Origin of the sequence: Nocardioides sp. NPDC092400 (assembly GCF_040684155.1) — a bacterium.
Taxonomy (GTDB): Bacteria; Actinomycetota; Actinomycetes; order Propionibacteriales; family Nocardioidaceae; genus Nocardioides.
In genome coordinates this window covers 917208-931611 of the sequence record NZ_JBFBFJ010000001.1, presented here as the reverse complement: position 1 = coordinate 931611, position 14404 = coordinate 917208, and the positions used below count along the sequence as shown (strand labels likewise).

At 72.8% G+C, this 14404-nt stretch carries 12 protein-coding genes and 1 tRNA gene; 2 read left to right on the top strand and 11 right to left on the bottom strand.

Going from position 1 to position 14404, the window contains the following annotated elements; genetic code table 11:
* Positions 1–34: 34 nt before the first annotated feature.
* Both AB0N29_RS04610 and AB0N29_RS04605 read right to left on the bottom strand, forming a co-directional pair.
* A complete protein-coding gene (locus AB0N29_RS04610) occupies positions 35–649 on the bottom strand; it encodes a response regulator (RefSeq protein ID WP_302270835.1) in 615 nt (204 codons plus the stop codon).
* 74 nt (positions 650–723) lie between these two features.
* Positions 724–888 (bottom strand): hypothetical protein, encoded by a 165-nt coding sequence (locus AB0N29_RS04605; RefSeq protein ID WP_302270833.1) that lies wholly within the window; start codon positions 886–888, stop codon positions 724–726.
* A gap of 70 nt (positions 889–958) precedes the next feature.
* On the opposite strand from AB0N29_RS04605, the gene AB0N29_RS04600 reads away from it, so the two are divergent.
* Positions 959–1034, top strand: a tRNA-Leu gene (locus AB0N29_RS04600).
* Positions 1035–1198: 164 nt separating this feature from the next.
* Here the strand turns inward: AB0N29_RS04600 and pyk are convergent.
* The 8 genes from pyk to trpC form a co-directional block, all read right to left on the bottom strand.
* Entirely contained in the window at positions 1199–2665 is a 1467-nt protein-coding gene (pyk, locus tag AB0N29_RS04595; protein WP_364864465.1) for a pyruvate kinase, read from the bottom strand.
* Between the two features lie 112 nt (positions 2666–2777).
* Complete coding sequence (locus AB0N29_RS04590; protein WP_364864463.1) at positions 2778–4247, bottom strand: glutamate synthase subunit beta; 1470 nt, start codon at positions 4245–4247, stop codon at positions 2778–2780.
* The gene (gene gltB / locus AB0N29_RS04585; RefSeq protein ID WP_364864461.1) at positions 4240–8784 is read right to left on the bottom strand and encodes a glutamate synthase large subunit; all 4545 of its coding nucleotides are present in this window, start codon (positions 8782–8784) and stop codon (positions 4240–4242) included. The genes AB0N29_RS04590 and gltB overlap by 8 nt, the downstream gene beginning before the upstream one ends.
* Before the next feature lie 194 nt (positions 8785–8978).
* Complete coding sequence (lgt, locus tag AB0N29_RS04580; RefSeq protein ID WP_364864459.1) at positions 8979–9899, bottom strand: prolipoprotein diacylglyceryl transferase; 921 nt, start codon at positions 9897–9899, stop codon at positions 8979–8981.
* Positions 9896–10528 carry an SCO family protein gene (locus AB0N29_RS04575; RefSeq protein ID WP_364864456.1) on the bottom strand — a complete coding sequence of 211 codons (633 nt, stop codon included), beginning with the start codon at positions 10526–10528 and terminating at the stop codon, positions 9896–9898. Before AB0N29_RS04575 ends, lgt begins: the two co-directional genes overlap by 4 nt.
* Complete coding sequence (trpA, locus tag AB0N29_RS04570) at positions 10521–11324, bottom strand: tryptophan synthase subunit alpha (protein ID WP_364864454.1); 804 nt, start codon at positions 11322–11324, stop codon at positions 10521–10523. Before trpA ends, AB0N29_RS04575 begins: the two co-directional genes overlap by 8 nt.
* Positions 11321–12604, bottom strand: coding sequence for a tryptophan synthase subunit beta (trpB, locus tag AB0N29_RS04565; RefSeq protein ID WP_364864452.1), 1284 nt, complete (start codon positions 12602–12604; stop codon positions 11321–11323). The genes trpA and trpB overlap by 4 nt, the downstream gene beginning before the upstream one ends.
* Positions 12601–13383, bottom strand: a complete 783-nt coding sequence (gene trpC, locus AB0N29_RS04560; RefSeq protein ID WP_364864450.1) for an indole-3-glycerol phosphate synthase TrpC — start codon at positions 13381–13383, stop codon at positions 12601–12603. The genes trpB and trpC overlap by 4 nt, the downstream gene beginning before the upstream one ends.
* Positions 13384–13548: 165 nt before the next feature.
* Here trpC and AB0N29_RS04555 point away from each other — a divergent pair, with 165 nt between their 5' ends.
* Complete coding sequence (locus AB0N29_RS04555) at positions 13549–13968, top strand: DUF4190 domain-containing protein (RefSeq protein WP_302270823.1); 420 nt, start codon at positions 13549–13551, stop codon at positions 13966–13968.
* A gap of 40 nt (positions 13969–14008) precedes the next feature.
* Here AB0N29_RS04555 and AB0N29_RS04550 read toward each other — a convergent pair whose 3' ends face one another.
* Positions 14009–14404 carry a DUF2752 domain-containing protein gene (locus AB0N29_RS04550; protein ID WP_302270821.1) on the bottom strand — a complete coding sequence of 132 codons (396 nt, stop codon included), beginning with the start codon at positions 14402–14404 and terminating at the stop codon, positions 14009–14011.

Sequence of the window (14404 nt, the reverse complement as noted above, 5' to 3'; positions counted from 1 at the left end):
GCCCGGCACGAGCCCGGCTCGGCGACGCGAGCGGTCAGCCCGCGATGCCCGGGCCGTGCTCGACGACGCCGTCGGCGACCTGGCGCATCGAGAGCCGCAGGTCCATCGCGGTCTTCTGGATCCACCGGAAGGCCTCGGGCTCGGAGAGGCCCAGCTGCTGCTGCAGCACGCCCTTGGCGCGGTCGATCGACTTGCGCGTCTCCAGCCGCTCGGTGAGGTCGGCGACCTCCGCCTCGAGCAGCGAGAGCTCGGAGAACCTGCTGACCGCCATCTCGATCGCCGGCACCAGGTCGGACTTGGAGAACGGCTTGACGAGGTACGCCATCGCCCCGGCGTCGCGCGCCCGCTCGACGAGCTCCCGCTGCGAGAACGCCGTCAGGATCACCACGGGCGCGATCCGGTCGCGGGCGATCGCCTCGGCCGCGGCGATCCCGTCGAGCACCGGCATCTTGACGTCGAGGATGACCAGGTCGGGGCGGAGCTCCTGGGCCAGCTCGATCGCCCTGGCCCCGTCGCCGGCCTGGCCGACGACGTCGTACCCCTCCTCGCCCAGCATCTCCGCGAGGTCCATCCGGATCAGCACCTCGTCCTCGGCGATCACGACGCTGCGCGTGGTGCTGGTGCTCGGGGCGGGCTGGGGCTCGGTCACGGGCGACAGGGTATCGGCGGCAGCCCTCCGCGCGCCGTGGGACCGCTCACGCAGCGGGCGCCGTCCGGGGGCGGTCAGGCGCGCCGGCGGAGGCGCCCCTCGACCGACACCTCGACGTACGCCGCCACCTCGGCCCGCTCGAGCCGCCGGCGGCTGCACTCGACCGCCGCGGCGCGGGCGTTGGCCACCGCGCGCGCGTTGCTCGCCGCCGCCCACCGCCACGGTCTCGTCCAGGTCACGCACCAAACCGTAGCGAACTGGTCGACTTAGGGGAAGGGGGTCGCGTGGCGCTATGGTTCCGTCCCGCCGGCCCCGGTAGCCCAACGGCAGAGGCAATGGTCTCAAACACCATCCAGTGTGGGTTCGAATCCCACCCGGGGCACCACCCGGCCGCGCGGGCGGCGGTTCATCAAGGGATGCTGACGAACCGCCGCTCCTCCAGGCGAGCTCCACCTGGGAAGCGACTACTTCCCTGCATCCCTTGATGGACCGACAGGCGCACACCCCGGCGACGCGACGAGCGCGGGCCGCACGGGACCAGCGCGACGATCAGGTCGCGGACCGCCGGTAGGCGGGCGCGACGCCCTTGATGGCGTCGCCCATCCGGTGGATGCGCAGGGCGTTGGTGGAGCCGGGGATGCCCGGAGGGGCACCCGCGATGATCACGACGAGGTCGCCCTCCTCGACCCGGCCGATGCGCAGGAGCTGCTCGTCGACCTGGCGGACCATCTCGTCGGTGTGCTCGACCGAGGCGGTCTTGAAGGTCTCCACGCCCCACGACATCGACAGCTGCGAGCGGACCGCGGCCTCGGGGGTGAAGGCGAGGATCGGCACCGCGCCGCGCAGGCGCGACATCCGGCGGGCGGAGTCGCCGGACTGGGTGAACGCCACGACGTACTTGGCCTCGACCCGCTCGGCGACCTCGAGGGCGGCCTTGGCGATCACGCCGCCCTTGGTGTGGGGGTCCCAGTCGATCGCGGAGACGCGGTCGACGGCCTCGGCGGACAGGGCGTGCCGCTCGGTGGCCTCGATGATGCGGGCCATGGTCTCGACGGTGTGGACGGGGTACTCCCCCACGCTCGTCTCCCCCGAGAGCATCACCGCGTCGGCGCCGTCGAGCACGGCGTTGGCGACGTCGGAGGCCTCCGCGCGGGTCGGGGCCGGGTTGCCGATCATCGACTCCAGCATCTGGGTGGCGACGATGACGGGCTTGGCGTTGAGCCGGGCCTTCTCGACGATCCGCTTCTGGAGGAACGGCACGTCCTCCAGCGGGCACTCCACGCCCAGGTCGCCGCGCGCCACCATGAAGCCGTCGAACGCCGCGACGACCTCGTCGAGGTTCTCGATCGCCTGCGGCTTCTCGATCTTGGCGATGACCGGCACCGAGACGCCGACCTCGCGCATGATCCGCCGCACGTCCTCGGCGTCGTCGGCGCTGCGGACGAAGCTGAGTGCGACGAAGTCCACGCAGAGGCCGAGGGCGAAGCGCAGGTCGGCCTCGTCCTTGTCCGACAGCGCGGGCACGGACACCGCGACGCCGGGCAGGTTGATGCCCTTGTTGTTGCTGACCTTGCCGCCGACGAGCACCTCGGTGCGCACGTCGGGGCCTTCGACGGAGAGCACCCGCAGGCGCACCTTGCCGTCGTCGATGAGGATCGGGTCGCCGACGCCGACGTCGCCGGGCAGGCCCTTGTACGTCGTGCCCGCGATCTCGGCGTCCCCGGGGACGTCGCGCGTGGTGATGGTCCACTCCTGGCCGCGGCGCAGCTGGACCGGCCCGCCGGCGAACTTCTCCAGGCGGATCTTCGGCCCCTGCAGGTCGGCGAAGATGCCGACCCCGTGCCCGCTGGCGTCGGCGGCCTCGCGCACCAGCCGGTAGGCCTCGGCGTGGTCCTCGTGCGAGCCGTGGCTCATGTTGAGCCGGGCGACGTCCATCCCGGCGTAGACGAGCTCCCGGATCCGTCGAGGCGACGAGGTCGCGGGGCCGAGGGTGCAGACGATCTTGGCTCTACGCACGGTCCCAGCCTACCGAGGCTTTGAACGATCCAACACCGAACCCCGGACAAGGCGGCAGGGTCGGCCCGCCCGGTTCCCCGGACGGGCCGACCCTGGTCGGTGCGGGTGGTGCTCAGACCATCAGCGGACGGTCCGTCGGCTTGACCGGGGCCGGCAGCGCGGTGGAGCCGGTCAGGTAGGTGTCGACGGCCGACGCCGCGGCGCGGCCCTCGGCGATCGCCCACACGATCAGCGACTGGCCGCGGCCGGCGTCGCCGGCCACGAAGACGCCCGGGACCGAGGACTGGTAGCCCAGGTCACGAGCCACGTTGCCGCGCTCGTCGAGGTCCACGCCGAGCTGCTCGACCAGGCCGGGCCGCTCGGGGCCGGTGAAGCCCATCGCGAAGAGCACCAGCTCGGCCGGGATCTCCCGCTCGGTGCCCTCGAGCTCGACGAGCTTGCCGCCCTCGAACCTCACGTCGACCAGCTTCAGCGCGCGGACGTTGCCGTCCTCGTCGCCGAGGAACTCCTTGGTCGACACCGCGTAGACGCGCTCGCCGCCCTCCTCGTGGGCCGAGGACACCCGGAACGTCATCGGGTACGTCGGCCACGGCTGTCCCGCGGGGCGGCTCTCCGGCGGCTCGGGCATGATCTCCAGCTGCGTGATCGACGCCGCGCCCTGGCGCGTGGAGGTGCCGAGGCAGTCCGCGCCGGTGTCGCCGCCACCGATGATGACGACGTGCTTGCCGGTCGCGGTGACCTGGCCCTCGACGGTCTCCCCCAGCGCGACCCGGTTGGCCTGCGGGAGGAACTCCATCGCCTGGTGGATGCCGCCGAGCTCACGGCCCGGCGCCTGCAGGTCGCGCGGGACGGTCGAGCCGATGGCGAGCACGACCGCGTCGTACCGCTCGCGCAGCGCGTCGGCGGTCAGCGCGCCGCCGCCCACCTCGACGCCGGCCCGGAAGACCGTGCCCTCGCGCCGCATCTGGTCGAGGCGGCGGTCGAGGTACTTCTTCTCCATCTTGAACTCGGGGATGCCGTAGCGCATCAGCCCGCCGATCTTGTCGGCCCGCTCGTAGACGGCGACGGTGTGACCGGCGCGGGTCAGCTGCTGGGCGGCCGCGAGCCCCGCCGGGCCCGAGCCGATCACCGCGACGGTGCGGCCCGACAGCCACTCGGGCGGCTGCGGGCGGACGTAGCCGGAGTCGAACGCGCGGTCGGCGATCGTGACCTCGACGTTCTTGATCGTCACCGGGTCCTGGTTGATGCCCAGGACGCAGGCGGCCTCGCACGGGGCGGGGCAGAGCCGACCGGTGAACTCCGGGAAGTTGTTGGTCGCGTGGAGCCGGTCGATCGCGTCGTCCCAGTCCTCGCGCCAGACGAGGTCGTTCCACTCGGGGATCAGGTTGCCCAGCGGGCAGCCCTGGTGGCAGAACGGGATGCCGCAGTCCATGCAGCGCCCCGCCTGCGGGGTGATGATCGGCAGCAGCGCCCGACCCGCCCCACCCGGGTAGACCTCGTCCCAGTCCTTGACCCGCTCCTCGACCGGGCGGCGGGCCGCGACCTCGCGACCCTCCTTCAGGAATCCCTTCGGGTCAGCCATGGAGGGCTCCCATCATCGCGTTCGCGGTCTCGTTCTCGTCCAGCCCGTCGGCCTCGGCCTTCGCCTTGGCCTCGAGCACCTTGCGGTAGTCGCTCGGCATGACCTCGGTGAAGCGCGGGAGGGCGGCCGGCCAGTCGGCCAGCAGCGCCGCCGCGACCTCCGAGCCGGTCTCCTCGTGGTGCTCGCGCACCATCTGCTCCAGCTCCGCCGCGGCCTCGCCGGTCACGGGGCCGAGCTCGACGAGCTCGGTGTTGACCCGCTCCGGCTTGAGGTCCAGCACCCACGCCACGCCACCGGACATGCCGGCGGCGAAGTTGCGCCCGGTCCCGCCCAGGACGACGACCCGGCCGCCGGTCATGTACTCGCAGGCGTGGTCGCCCACGCCCTCGGTGACCGCCCAGGCGCCGGAGTTGCGGACGCAGAAGCGCTCGCCGACCCCGCCGCGCAGGAAGATCTGGCCCGACGTCGCGCCGTACCCGATCGTGTTGCCGGCGATGATCTGCTCCTCGGAGCGGAACGACGCCGAGCGGTCGGGCCGCACGACCACCCGGCCGCCGGAGAGGCCCTTGCCGACGTAGTCGTTCGCGTCGCCCTCGAGGCGCAGCGTCATCCCCCGCGGCACGAAGGCGCCGAAGGACTGGCCGGCCGACCCGGTGAAGGTCAGGTCGATCGTCCCGTCGGGCAGGCCCTGGCCGCCGTACCGCTTGGTGACCTCGTGGCCGAGGATCGTGCCCACGGTGCGGTTGACGTTGCGGATCTCGACCTGCCCGCGCACCGGCTCGCCGCGCTCGAGCGCGGCCTCGGCCAGCGGCACGAGCGTGGTGACGTCGAGCGCCTTCTCCAGCCCGTGGTCCTGGCCGGTGGTGTGGCGCAGCGACGCGCCCTCGGGCAGCTCGGGCATGTGCAGGACCGGGGTGAGGTCCAGGCCCGAGGCCTTCCAGTGGTTGACCGCGGGGGTCGTGTCGAGGGTGTCGACGCGCCCGACGGCCTCGTCGATGCTGCGGAAGCCGAGCTCGGCGAGGTACTCGCGTACCTCCTGGGCGATGTACTCGAAGAAGTTCACGACGTACTCCGCCTTGCCGGAGTAGCGCTCGCGCAGCACCGGGTTCTGCGTCGCGACGCCCACGGGGCAGGTGTCGAGGTGGCAGACCCGCATCATGATGCAGCCCGAGACCACCAGCGGGGCGGTCGCGAAGCCGAACTCCTCGGCGCCGAGCAGCGCCGCGACGACCACGTCGCGACCGGTCTTGAGCTGCCCGTCGGCCTGCACGACGATCCGGTCGCGCAGGTTGTTGAGCAGCAGCGTCTGCTGGGTCTCGGCCAGGCCGAGCTCCCAGGGACCACCGGCGTGCTTGAGCGAGGTCAGCGGCGAGGCGCCGGTGCCGCCGTCGTTGCCCGAGATGAGCACGACGTCGGCGTGCGCCTTGGACACACCCGTCGCGACCGTGCCGACGCCGACCTCGGAGACCAGCTTCACGTGGACGCGAGCCTGCGGGTTGGCGTTCTTGAGGTCGTGGATCAGCTGTGCGAGGTCCTCGATCGAGTAGATGTCGTGGTGCGGCGGCGGGCTGATCAGGCCGACGCCCGGCGTGGAGTGCCGGGTCTTGGCGACCCACGGGTAGACCTTGTGGCCGGGCAGCTGGCCGCCCTCGCCGGGCTTGGCGCCCTGCGCCATCTTGATCTGGATGTCGTCGGAGTTCGTGAGGTACTCCGCGGTCACGCCGAAGCGGCCCGACGCGACCTGCTTGATCGCGCTGCGGCGCTCGGGGTCGTAGAGGCGCTCGGGGTCCTCGCCGCCCTCACCGGTGTTCGACTTGCCGCCGAGCCGGTTCATGGCGATCGCGAGGGTCTCGTGCGCCTCCTGGCTGATCGAGCCGTACGACATGGCGCCGGTCGAGAACCGCTTGACGATCGACTCGACCGACTCGACCTCCTCGATCGGGACCGGGTCGCGGCCGGTGACCTCCGCGCCCTTGAACCGGAAGAGCCCGCGCAGCGTCATCAGCCGTGCCGACTGCTCGTCGACGCGCTGGGTGTACTGCTTGAACACGTCGTACCGGCCCGCGCGCGTGGCGTGCTGGAGGCGGAAGACGGTCTCGGGGTCGAACAGGTGCGGCTCGCCGTCGCGGCGCCACTGGTACTCGCCACCTGTCTCGAGCTCGCGGTGCGTCGGGGAGATCCCGCCTCGGGGGTACGCCGTGGCGTGGCGCCGGGCGACCTCCTCGGCGAGGGTCTCGAGCTCGACGCCGCCCAGCTTGGAGGTCGTGCCGGTGAAGTACCGGTCGACGACGGACTGCGAGAGCCCGACGGCCTCGAAGATCTGGGCGCCGGTGTAGGACGCCACGGTCGAGACGCCCATCTTCGACATGACCTTCAAGACGCCCTTGCCGAGCGCCTTGACGAGGTTCTTGACCGCGACCTCGGGCTCGGTCTTGACGTAGTAGCCGTCCCGGGCGAGGTCCTCGACGGACTCCATCGCCAGGTAGGGGTTCACCGCGGCCGCGCCGTACCCGACGAGCAGGGCGACGTGGTGCACCTCGCGGACGTCGCCGGCCTCGACGAGCAGGCCGACCTGGGTGCGGGTCTTCTCGCGCACCAGGTGGTGGTGGACCGCGCCCATGAGCAGCAGCGACGGGATCGGCGCGAGCTCGGCGGTCGAGTGGCGGTCGGAGAGCACGATGATCCGGGCGCCGTCGGCGATGGCCCGGCTGACCTCGGCGCAGATCTCGTCGATCCGGCGCGCGAGCGCCTCGCCGCCGCCCTCGACCTCGTAGAGGCCGCGGGAGACGTGCGTGACGAAGCCCGGCATGTCGCCGTCGCGGTTGATGTGCCGGATCTTGGCCAGGTCGTCGTTGGAGATGACCGGGAACGGCAGCACCACCTGCCGGCACGAGGCCGGCTGCGGCTCGAGCAGGTTCGACTCCGGGCCGATGGTGCCGTTGAGCGAGGTGACGAGCTCCTCGCGGATGGCGTCCAGCGGCGGGTTGGTCACCTGCGCGAAGAGCTGGTTGAAGTAGTCGAACAGCAGCCGCGGCTTGTCGCTGAGCGCCGCGATCGGGGTGTCGGTGCCCATCGAGCCGATCGGCTCGGCACCGGCGTTGGCCATCGGCGCGAGGATGACCCGCAGCTCCTCCTGGGAGTAGCCGAAGACCTGCTGGCGTCGGGTGACCGAGGCGTGGGTGTGAACGACGTGCTCGCGCTCGGGGATGTCCTCGAGCTTGACCAGCCCGGCGTGGAGCCACTCCTCGTAGGGGTGCTCGGCGGCCAGCTCGGCCTTGATCTCCTCGTCCTCGATGATCCGGTGCTCGTCGGTGTCGACGAGGAACATCCGGCCCGGCTGGAGCCGGCCCTTGCGGACGACCTTGGCCGGGTCGATGTCGAGCACGCCGACCTCGGAGGCCAGGACGACGAGGCCGTCGTCGGTGACCCAGTAGCGCGAGGGGCGCAGGCCGTTGCGGTCCAGCACGGCACCGATCTGCGAGCCGTCGGTGAAGACCACGCAGGCCGGCCCGTCCCAGGGCTCCATCATCGCGGAGTGGAACTCGTAGAACGCGCGGCGCTTGTCGTCCATCTCGCCGTGGTTCTCCCACGCCTCGGGGATCATCATCAGCACCGAGTGCGGCAGCGAGCGGCCACCCATGTGGAGCAGCTCGAGGACCTCGTCGAAGGACGCGGAGTCCGAGGCGCCCGGCGTGCAGATCGGGTACAGCCGCTCCAGGTCGCCGGGGATGAGGTCGGAGGCGAGCAGGGCCTCGCGGGCCCGCATCCAGTTGCGGTTGCCCATGACCGTGTTGATCTCGCCGTTGTGCGCGATGTAGCGGAACGGGTGCGAGAGCGGCCAGCTCGGGAAGGTGTTGGTCGAGAAGCGGGAGTGCACCACGGCCATGGCCGAGGTCATCCGCTCGTCGCGCAGGTCGGGGTAGACCTCGTCGAGCTGGGCCGGGGTGAGCATGCCCTTGTAGACCAGCGTGCGCGAGGACAGCGACGGGAAGTACACGTCGGTCTCCCGCTCGGCGCGCTTGCGCAGGCAGAAGGCCATCCGCTCGAGGCCGAGGCCGGTGAGCCGGCTGCCCTTGCCGGCGACGAACAGCTGCGCGAAGGACGGCATGACGCCGAGCGCGGTCTGCCCGAGCGGCGTGGGGTCGACCGGCACCTCGCGCCAGCCGAGGACGTCGAGGCCCTCCTCGTCGGCGATCTGCTCGATGCGGCGCCGCGTCGCGGCCACCGCCTCGTCGTCGCCCTGGAGGAACGCCGTGCCCACGGCGTACGCGCCGCGGCCGGGCAGCTCGAAGTCCACGACCTCGCGCAGGAACGCGTCGGGCACCTGGATCAGGATGCCGGCGCCGTCGCCGGAGTTGGTCTCGGCGCCCGCGGCTCCGCGGTGGTCGAGGTTGAGGAGTGCGGTCACGCCCTGGCGGACGATCTCGTGGCTCGCCACGCCTGTCAGGGTCGCGACGAAAGCCACACCGCACGCGTCGTGCTCGTGGGTGGGGTCGTAGAGCCCTTGGGGCGGCGGGAACGCGTGCGAGTAGGGCACTGGGTTCTCCCGTCGTCGTGCCGGCCCCGCACCGGACCACCGAGGTGGGCTCCGTGACGGGTGACCGGCTGGTCGGCACATGCAGGATCAGCGCGGGCCGGACGGCCCGGGAGCTGAGGGTGGGTGCAGGGACGACGTTGGCCCACGCGGAGACCTCAGATTACCACCGCGTTGCGGGTCGAAGTCATCCAGCGTCACCCGGTGACGTCGTCGCGAACATCACTCCCGGCCGGCGTCCCGCCCGCGACCGCGGGTCGGCCGTCGGTGTGAACGGTCGTCTCGCGTCCCGGGTGGCGCCGCGAGGCCCAGGCGAAGTACGCCGCGGCGAGCACGAAGAGCACGATCGAGGTCCACACGTTGAACCGCAGGCCGCCCACGTCGGAGAGCTCGACGTCGTCGATCCGGAGCATCTCGATCCAGCCGCGACCGGCGGTGTAGGCCATCACGTAGAGCGCGGCGACGCGGCCGTGGCCGAGCCGGAGCCTGCGGTCGAGCCAGACCACCAGCGCGAAGGCGGCGAGGTTCCACAGGCACTCGTAGAGGAACGTCGGGTGGAACGTCGTGCCGGGCGCGAAGCCCGCCCCGATGGCGGTCGAGTCGCTGACCTCGAGCGCCCACGGCAGGTCGGTGGGCTTGCCGAAGAGCTCCTGGTTGAACCAGTTGCCCCACCGCCCGATCGCCTGCGCCACCAGCACCGTCGGCGCGATGGCGTCGAGGACCGGGAGCAGCTTGATGCCCTTGAGCCGGGCGCCGATGATCACGCCCACCGCGCCGAGCGCGATCGCGCCCCAGACGCCCAGGCCCCCGCGCCACACGTACAGCGCGGTGATCGGGTCGTTGCCCTCGCCGAAGTAGCGGCCGCTGTCGGTGGCGACGTGGTAGAGCCGGCCGCCGACGAGCCCGAAGGGGATGCCCCAGATCGCGAGGTCCTGGATGTCGCCGGCGGTGCCGCCGCGCGCGATCCAGCGGCGCTCGGAGAGCCAGACCGCGACGACGATGCCCAGGATGATCGCGAGGGCGTAGCCCCGGATCGGCACCGGGCCGAGGTGCCACGTGCCCTGGTCGGGGCTGGGGATCGTCAGGGCCGCCAGGCCGGCGACCAGCTCGGGGCTCACGCGTCGCCCAGCAGGCTGGAGATGTCGGCGGCGTACTCCGCGGCGGAGGTGTCCTGGCGCCAGAACATCGGCGCCTGGTCGTTGCCGTCGACGGCGATCAGGTAGGTGCCGTGGCTGCCGAGGTCGTAGCCCCCGGAGTCGAGCTGCTCGCCGTCGGCGACGAACACGCCGACCGACCTCGCGACCTCGACGGTGGTGTCGAGGTCCCCGCGCACGCCGACGTACGACGGGTCGAAGCGGTCGAGGTAGTCACGCAGCACCGCCGCCTCGTCGGTGGCCGGGTCGGTCGTCACGAAGACGACCTCGACCTGCTCGCGCTCGGCGTCGGTGAGCTTGCTCAGCCCCGAGGTGAGCGTCTGCATCACCAGCGGGCAGATGTCGGGGCACTGGGTGTAGCCGAAGAAGACCAGGGTCAGCCGGGCGTCGGTGTCCTCGGTGAGCGAGAACGCACGGCCGTCGGTGTCGGTCAGCGGCGCCGACGCCACGTCGAACGGCGGCTGCACGACGCTGCCGGTGGTCGCCGCGCCGCCACCGCCGTCGTCTCCCCCGCTGCAGCCGGCGAGGAGCAGGCCGGCCGCGAGGGCACCGGCGAGGGCGCGGGCGGTCAGGGAACGGCGCGGGCTACGCACGGCGCACCCCCGCGGCGAGGTTCTCGGTCAGCGCGGTGAGCGCGCGCAGGCCGGCGGAGCGGTCGTCGGGGTGGTCGAGCAGGCAGCGCACGAACGCCGAGCCGACGATGACGCCGTCGGCGTACGACGCGAGCTCGGCCGCCTGGGCGCCGTTGCTGACGCCCAGGCCGACCCCGACGGGCAGGTCGGTCGTCTGCTTGGTGCGCGCGACGAGCGGGCCGGCGAGGTCGCTGGTGGTCGTGCGGGCGCCGGTGACGCCCATGACGGCGGTGGCGTAGACGAAGCCGCGGCACGCGGCGGTGGTCATGGCGATCCGCTCGTCGGTGGACGACGGCGCGACGAGGAAGACCTTGTCGAGGTCGTGCTCGTCCGCGGCGGCGATCCACTCCGGTGCGCTGTCCGGGGTGAGGTCGGGCGTGATCAGGCCCGCTCCCCCGGCACCGGCGAGGTCGGCCGCGAAGCGCGGCACGCCGTAGCGCTCGACCGGGTTCCAGTAGGTCATCACGACCGTCGGTGTGCCGGTCGCGGCGACGGCCTCGACCGTGCGCAGGACGTCGGTGGTCCGGACCCCGCGCTCCAGCGCCTGCTGGGCGGCGGCCTGGATGGTGGGTCCGTCCATCACCGGGTCGCTGTAGGGCAGGCCGACCTCGATGACGTCGCAGCCGGCGTCGACCATCGCGCGGAGGGCGTCGATGCCGCCGGCGACGTCCGGGAAGCCGGCGGGCAGGTAGCCGACGAGCGCGGCGCGGCCCTCGGCCCGCGCCGCCTCGAAGCCGACCGTGGTGGTGGTGCTCATCCGACGGGCTCCTCCGTCACGTCGTCGGAGACCTCCGCCTCGGTCCGGCCGAGGCCGAACCACTCGATGGCGGTCCCCATGTCCTTGTCGCCGCGGCCCGAGAGGTTGACCAGCACGGTCGCGTCCGGGCCCTTCTCGGCGGCCAGCTCGCGCGCGACGCGGAGCGCACCGGCGACCGCGTGCGCCGACTCGATGGCCGGGATGATCCCCTCGGTGCGGCTGAGCAGGGCCATCGCGTCCATCGCCTCCGCGTCGGTCACCGGCGTGTACGTCGCACGGCCGGTGGCGGCGAGGTGGGCGTGCTGCGGCCCCACGCCCGGGTAGTCCAGGCCCGCGGAGATCGAGTGCGACTCGATCGTCTGGCCGTCGGCGTCCTGCAGCACGTAGGTCCGTGCACCGTGCAGCACGCCCTTGTCGCCGGCGTGGATCGTCGCGGCGTGCCGCGGGGTGTCCACGCCCTCGCCGCCCGGCTCGAAGCCGTGGATGGCCACGGCCTCGTCGTCGAGGAAGGCGGTGAACAGGCCGATGGCGTTCGACCCGCCGCCCACGCAGGCCGCGATCGCGTCGGGCAGCACGCCGTACCGCTCGAGGCACTGGGCGCGCGCCTCGTCCCCGATGCCGCGCGTGAAGTCGCGGACCATGCTCGGGAAGGGGTGCGGACCGGCGGCGGTGCCGAAGAGGTAGGCGGTGTGGTCGACGCTGGCGACCCAGTCGCGCAGCGCCTCGTTGATGGCGTCCTTGAGCGTGGCGCTGCCGGACTCCACCGGGACGACCTTGGCCCCGAGCAGGTGCATCCGGGCGACGTTGAGCGCCTGGCGGCGGGTGTCGACGGCGCCCATGTAGACGGTGCAGTCGAGGCCGAAGTACGCCGCCGCGGTCGCGCTCGCGACGCCGTGCTGGCCGGCACCGGTCTCGGCGATGACCCGGGTCTTGCCCATCCGCTTGGTCAGCAGGGCCTGGCCCAGGACGTTGCGGATCTTGTGGGCGCCGGTGTGGTTGAGGTCCTCGCGCTTGAGCAGGATGCGGGCGCCGACCTGCCGGCTGAGCCGCTCCGCGTGGTAGAGCGGGCTGGGCAGGCCGCCGTACTCGCGCAGGATCGCGTCGAACTCCCCGACGAAGGCCTCGTCGGCCATCGCCTCCTGCCAGGCCTCGGTCAGCTCGTCGAGCGCGGCCACCAGCGCCTCCGGCATGAACCGGCCGCCCCAGCCGTTCTCGGGCCCACCGAACCAGCCGCGCTCGTCGGCGTCGTAGCTGGTCGTGCGCTGCACCTCGGTCGTCATGCACCCACCCCTGTCATCGAGCGCACCGCGGAGCGCGGGTCGCCGTCCTTCACCAGTGCCTCGCCCACCAGGACCGCGCGGGCGCCCTCGCCGACGAACCGCTGCACGTCGGCGGGCGAGAAGATCCCGGACTCCGCCACCTTGACCCGGTCGTCGGGCACGAGCGGGGCGAGCCGCCCGAAGGTGTCGTCGTGGATCTCGAGGGTCTTCAGGTTCCGCGCGTTGACGCCGACCAGCTCGGCGCCAAGCCCGACCGCACGCTCGGTCTCGGGCTCGTCGTGCACCTCGACCAGCACGGTCAGGCCCAGCTCGCGCGCCTCGTCGTGCAGCCGCCGCAGCTCGTCCCCGGGCAGCGCGGCCACGATCAGCAGGGCCAGGTCGGCGCCCGCGGCCCGGGCCTCGACGAGCTGGTAGGTCGAGACGATGAAGTCCTTGCGCAGGACCGGTACGTCGACGGCCGCGCGGACCGCGCGCAGGTCGGCCAGGCTGCCGCCGAACCGGCGCTGCTCGGTGAGCACGCTGATCGCGGCGGCACCGCCGGCGGCGTACTCCGCGGCGAGCACGGCGGGGTCCGGGATGTCGGCGAGGTCGCCCTTGCTGGGACTGCGGCGCTTGACCTCGGCGATGACGCTCGAGCCCGGCGCACGGAAGTGCGGCATCGGGTCGAGCGGCGGGTCGACGTCCGCGAGCGCCGCACGCACGTCCGCCAGCGGGAGGGCCGCCTCGCGCTCCGCGAGGTCGGCCCGGACCCCGGCGACGATGTCGTCGAGCACGGACACGGGTCCTCCTCGGATCGGATCTCGTTCGGGTCGGGCAGGTGCACGGGTGTGACCGCGCCGTCGGGCAGCGGTTCCGCCTCCCAGGAGTCTGTCACGCGGACCGCTACGGTCCTTCCACCGGCCGGGCGCTGGGACCCCGGCCACGAGACCCAGGAGAGACCCCTCATGAGCTACACCGACCCGCCCCCGCCGTCCGGACCGTACGACGGCGGCCAGCCGCCCTACGGCGGCGCCGGCGGCCAGCCCCCCTACGGTGGCGGCCAGCCTCCCTACGGCGGTGGCCAGCCCCCGTACGGCGGTCAGCCGTCCTACGGCGGCGGCGGCCCGCAGCCGACCAACAAGAAGGCCGTCTGGGCCCTCGTCACCGGCATCCTCGGCCTGCTGTGCTGCAGCCCGCTCGGCGTGGTGGCGATCATCCTCGGCCGCGGCGCCCAGGCGGAGAACGCCCGCACCGGCCAGGGCGGCTCCGGCATGGCCAAGGCGGGCTTCATCCTCGGCATCATCGCCGTGGCGCTGCTGGTGCTGCAGATCATCCTGTTCGCGACCGGCGCGCTGACCTTCGACGGCGGCATCGAGACCAGCTGATGCCGACGCGTCGCCCGTCGTGGCGACGCGGGCCTGCCGGTCAGGGGGCGAGCCAGCTCCCGGCCGGCAGGTTGCGCAGCACCGTGAAGACCAGCACGACGCCGACCGCGGCGCAGGAGGCGGTCCCCCCGGCGGGGAGCGCGCGGGACCGGTCTCGCCAGCGGTCGGCCGTCCACACCGCGAGGGCGAGCACCGCGAGGGGCAGCAGCACGACGAGCAGCAGGTTGCTCGAGGCGGCGTCGGCCCACCGGCCGTGCGTGAGGTCGTTGACCGCCCGCAGCCCGCCGCAGCCCGGGCAGGAGAGCCCGAGCAGCGCGCTCGGGCACACGCCCCAGCTGCCGCCCTCGTGCGGGTCGCGCAGGTGCAGGGCGAGGGTGGCGGCCGCGAGGCCGCCGATGGTGACCGCGGGCGCCAGGAGGCGCTGCCGGCGGGTCAC

Bases quoted from the DNA above. Each gene is read 5' to 3' on its own strand.
- trpB (WP_364864452.1), bottom strand. From the start codon at position 12,604: ATGACGACCGAGGTGCAGCGCACGACCAGCTACGACGCCGACGAGCGC.
- trpA (WP_364864454.1), bottom strand. From the start codon at position 11,324: ATGAGCACCACCACCACGGTCGGCTTCGAGGCGGCGCGGGCCGAGGGC.
- AB0N29_RS04555 (WP_302270823.1), top strand. From the start codon at position 13,549: ATGAGCTACACCGACCCGCCCCCGCCGTCCGGACCGTACGACGGCGGC.
- AB0N29_RS04590 (WP_364864463.1), bottom strand. From the start codon at position 4,247: ATGGCTGACCCGAAGGGATTCCTGAAGGAGGGTCGCGAGGTCGCGGCC.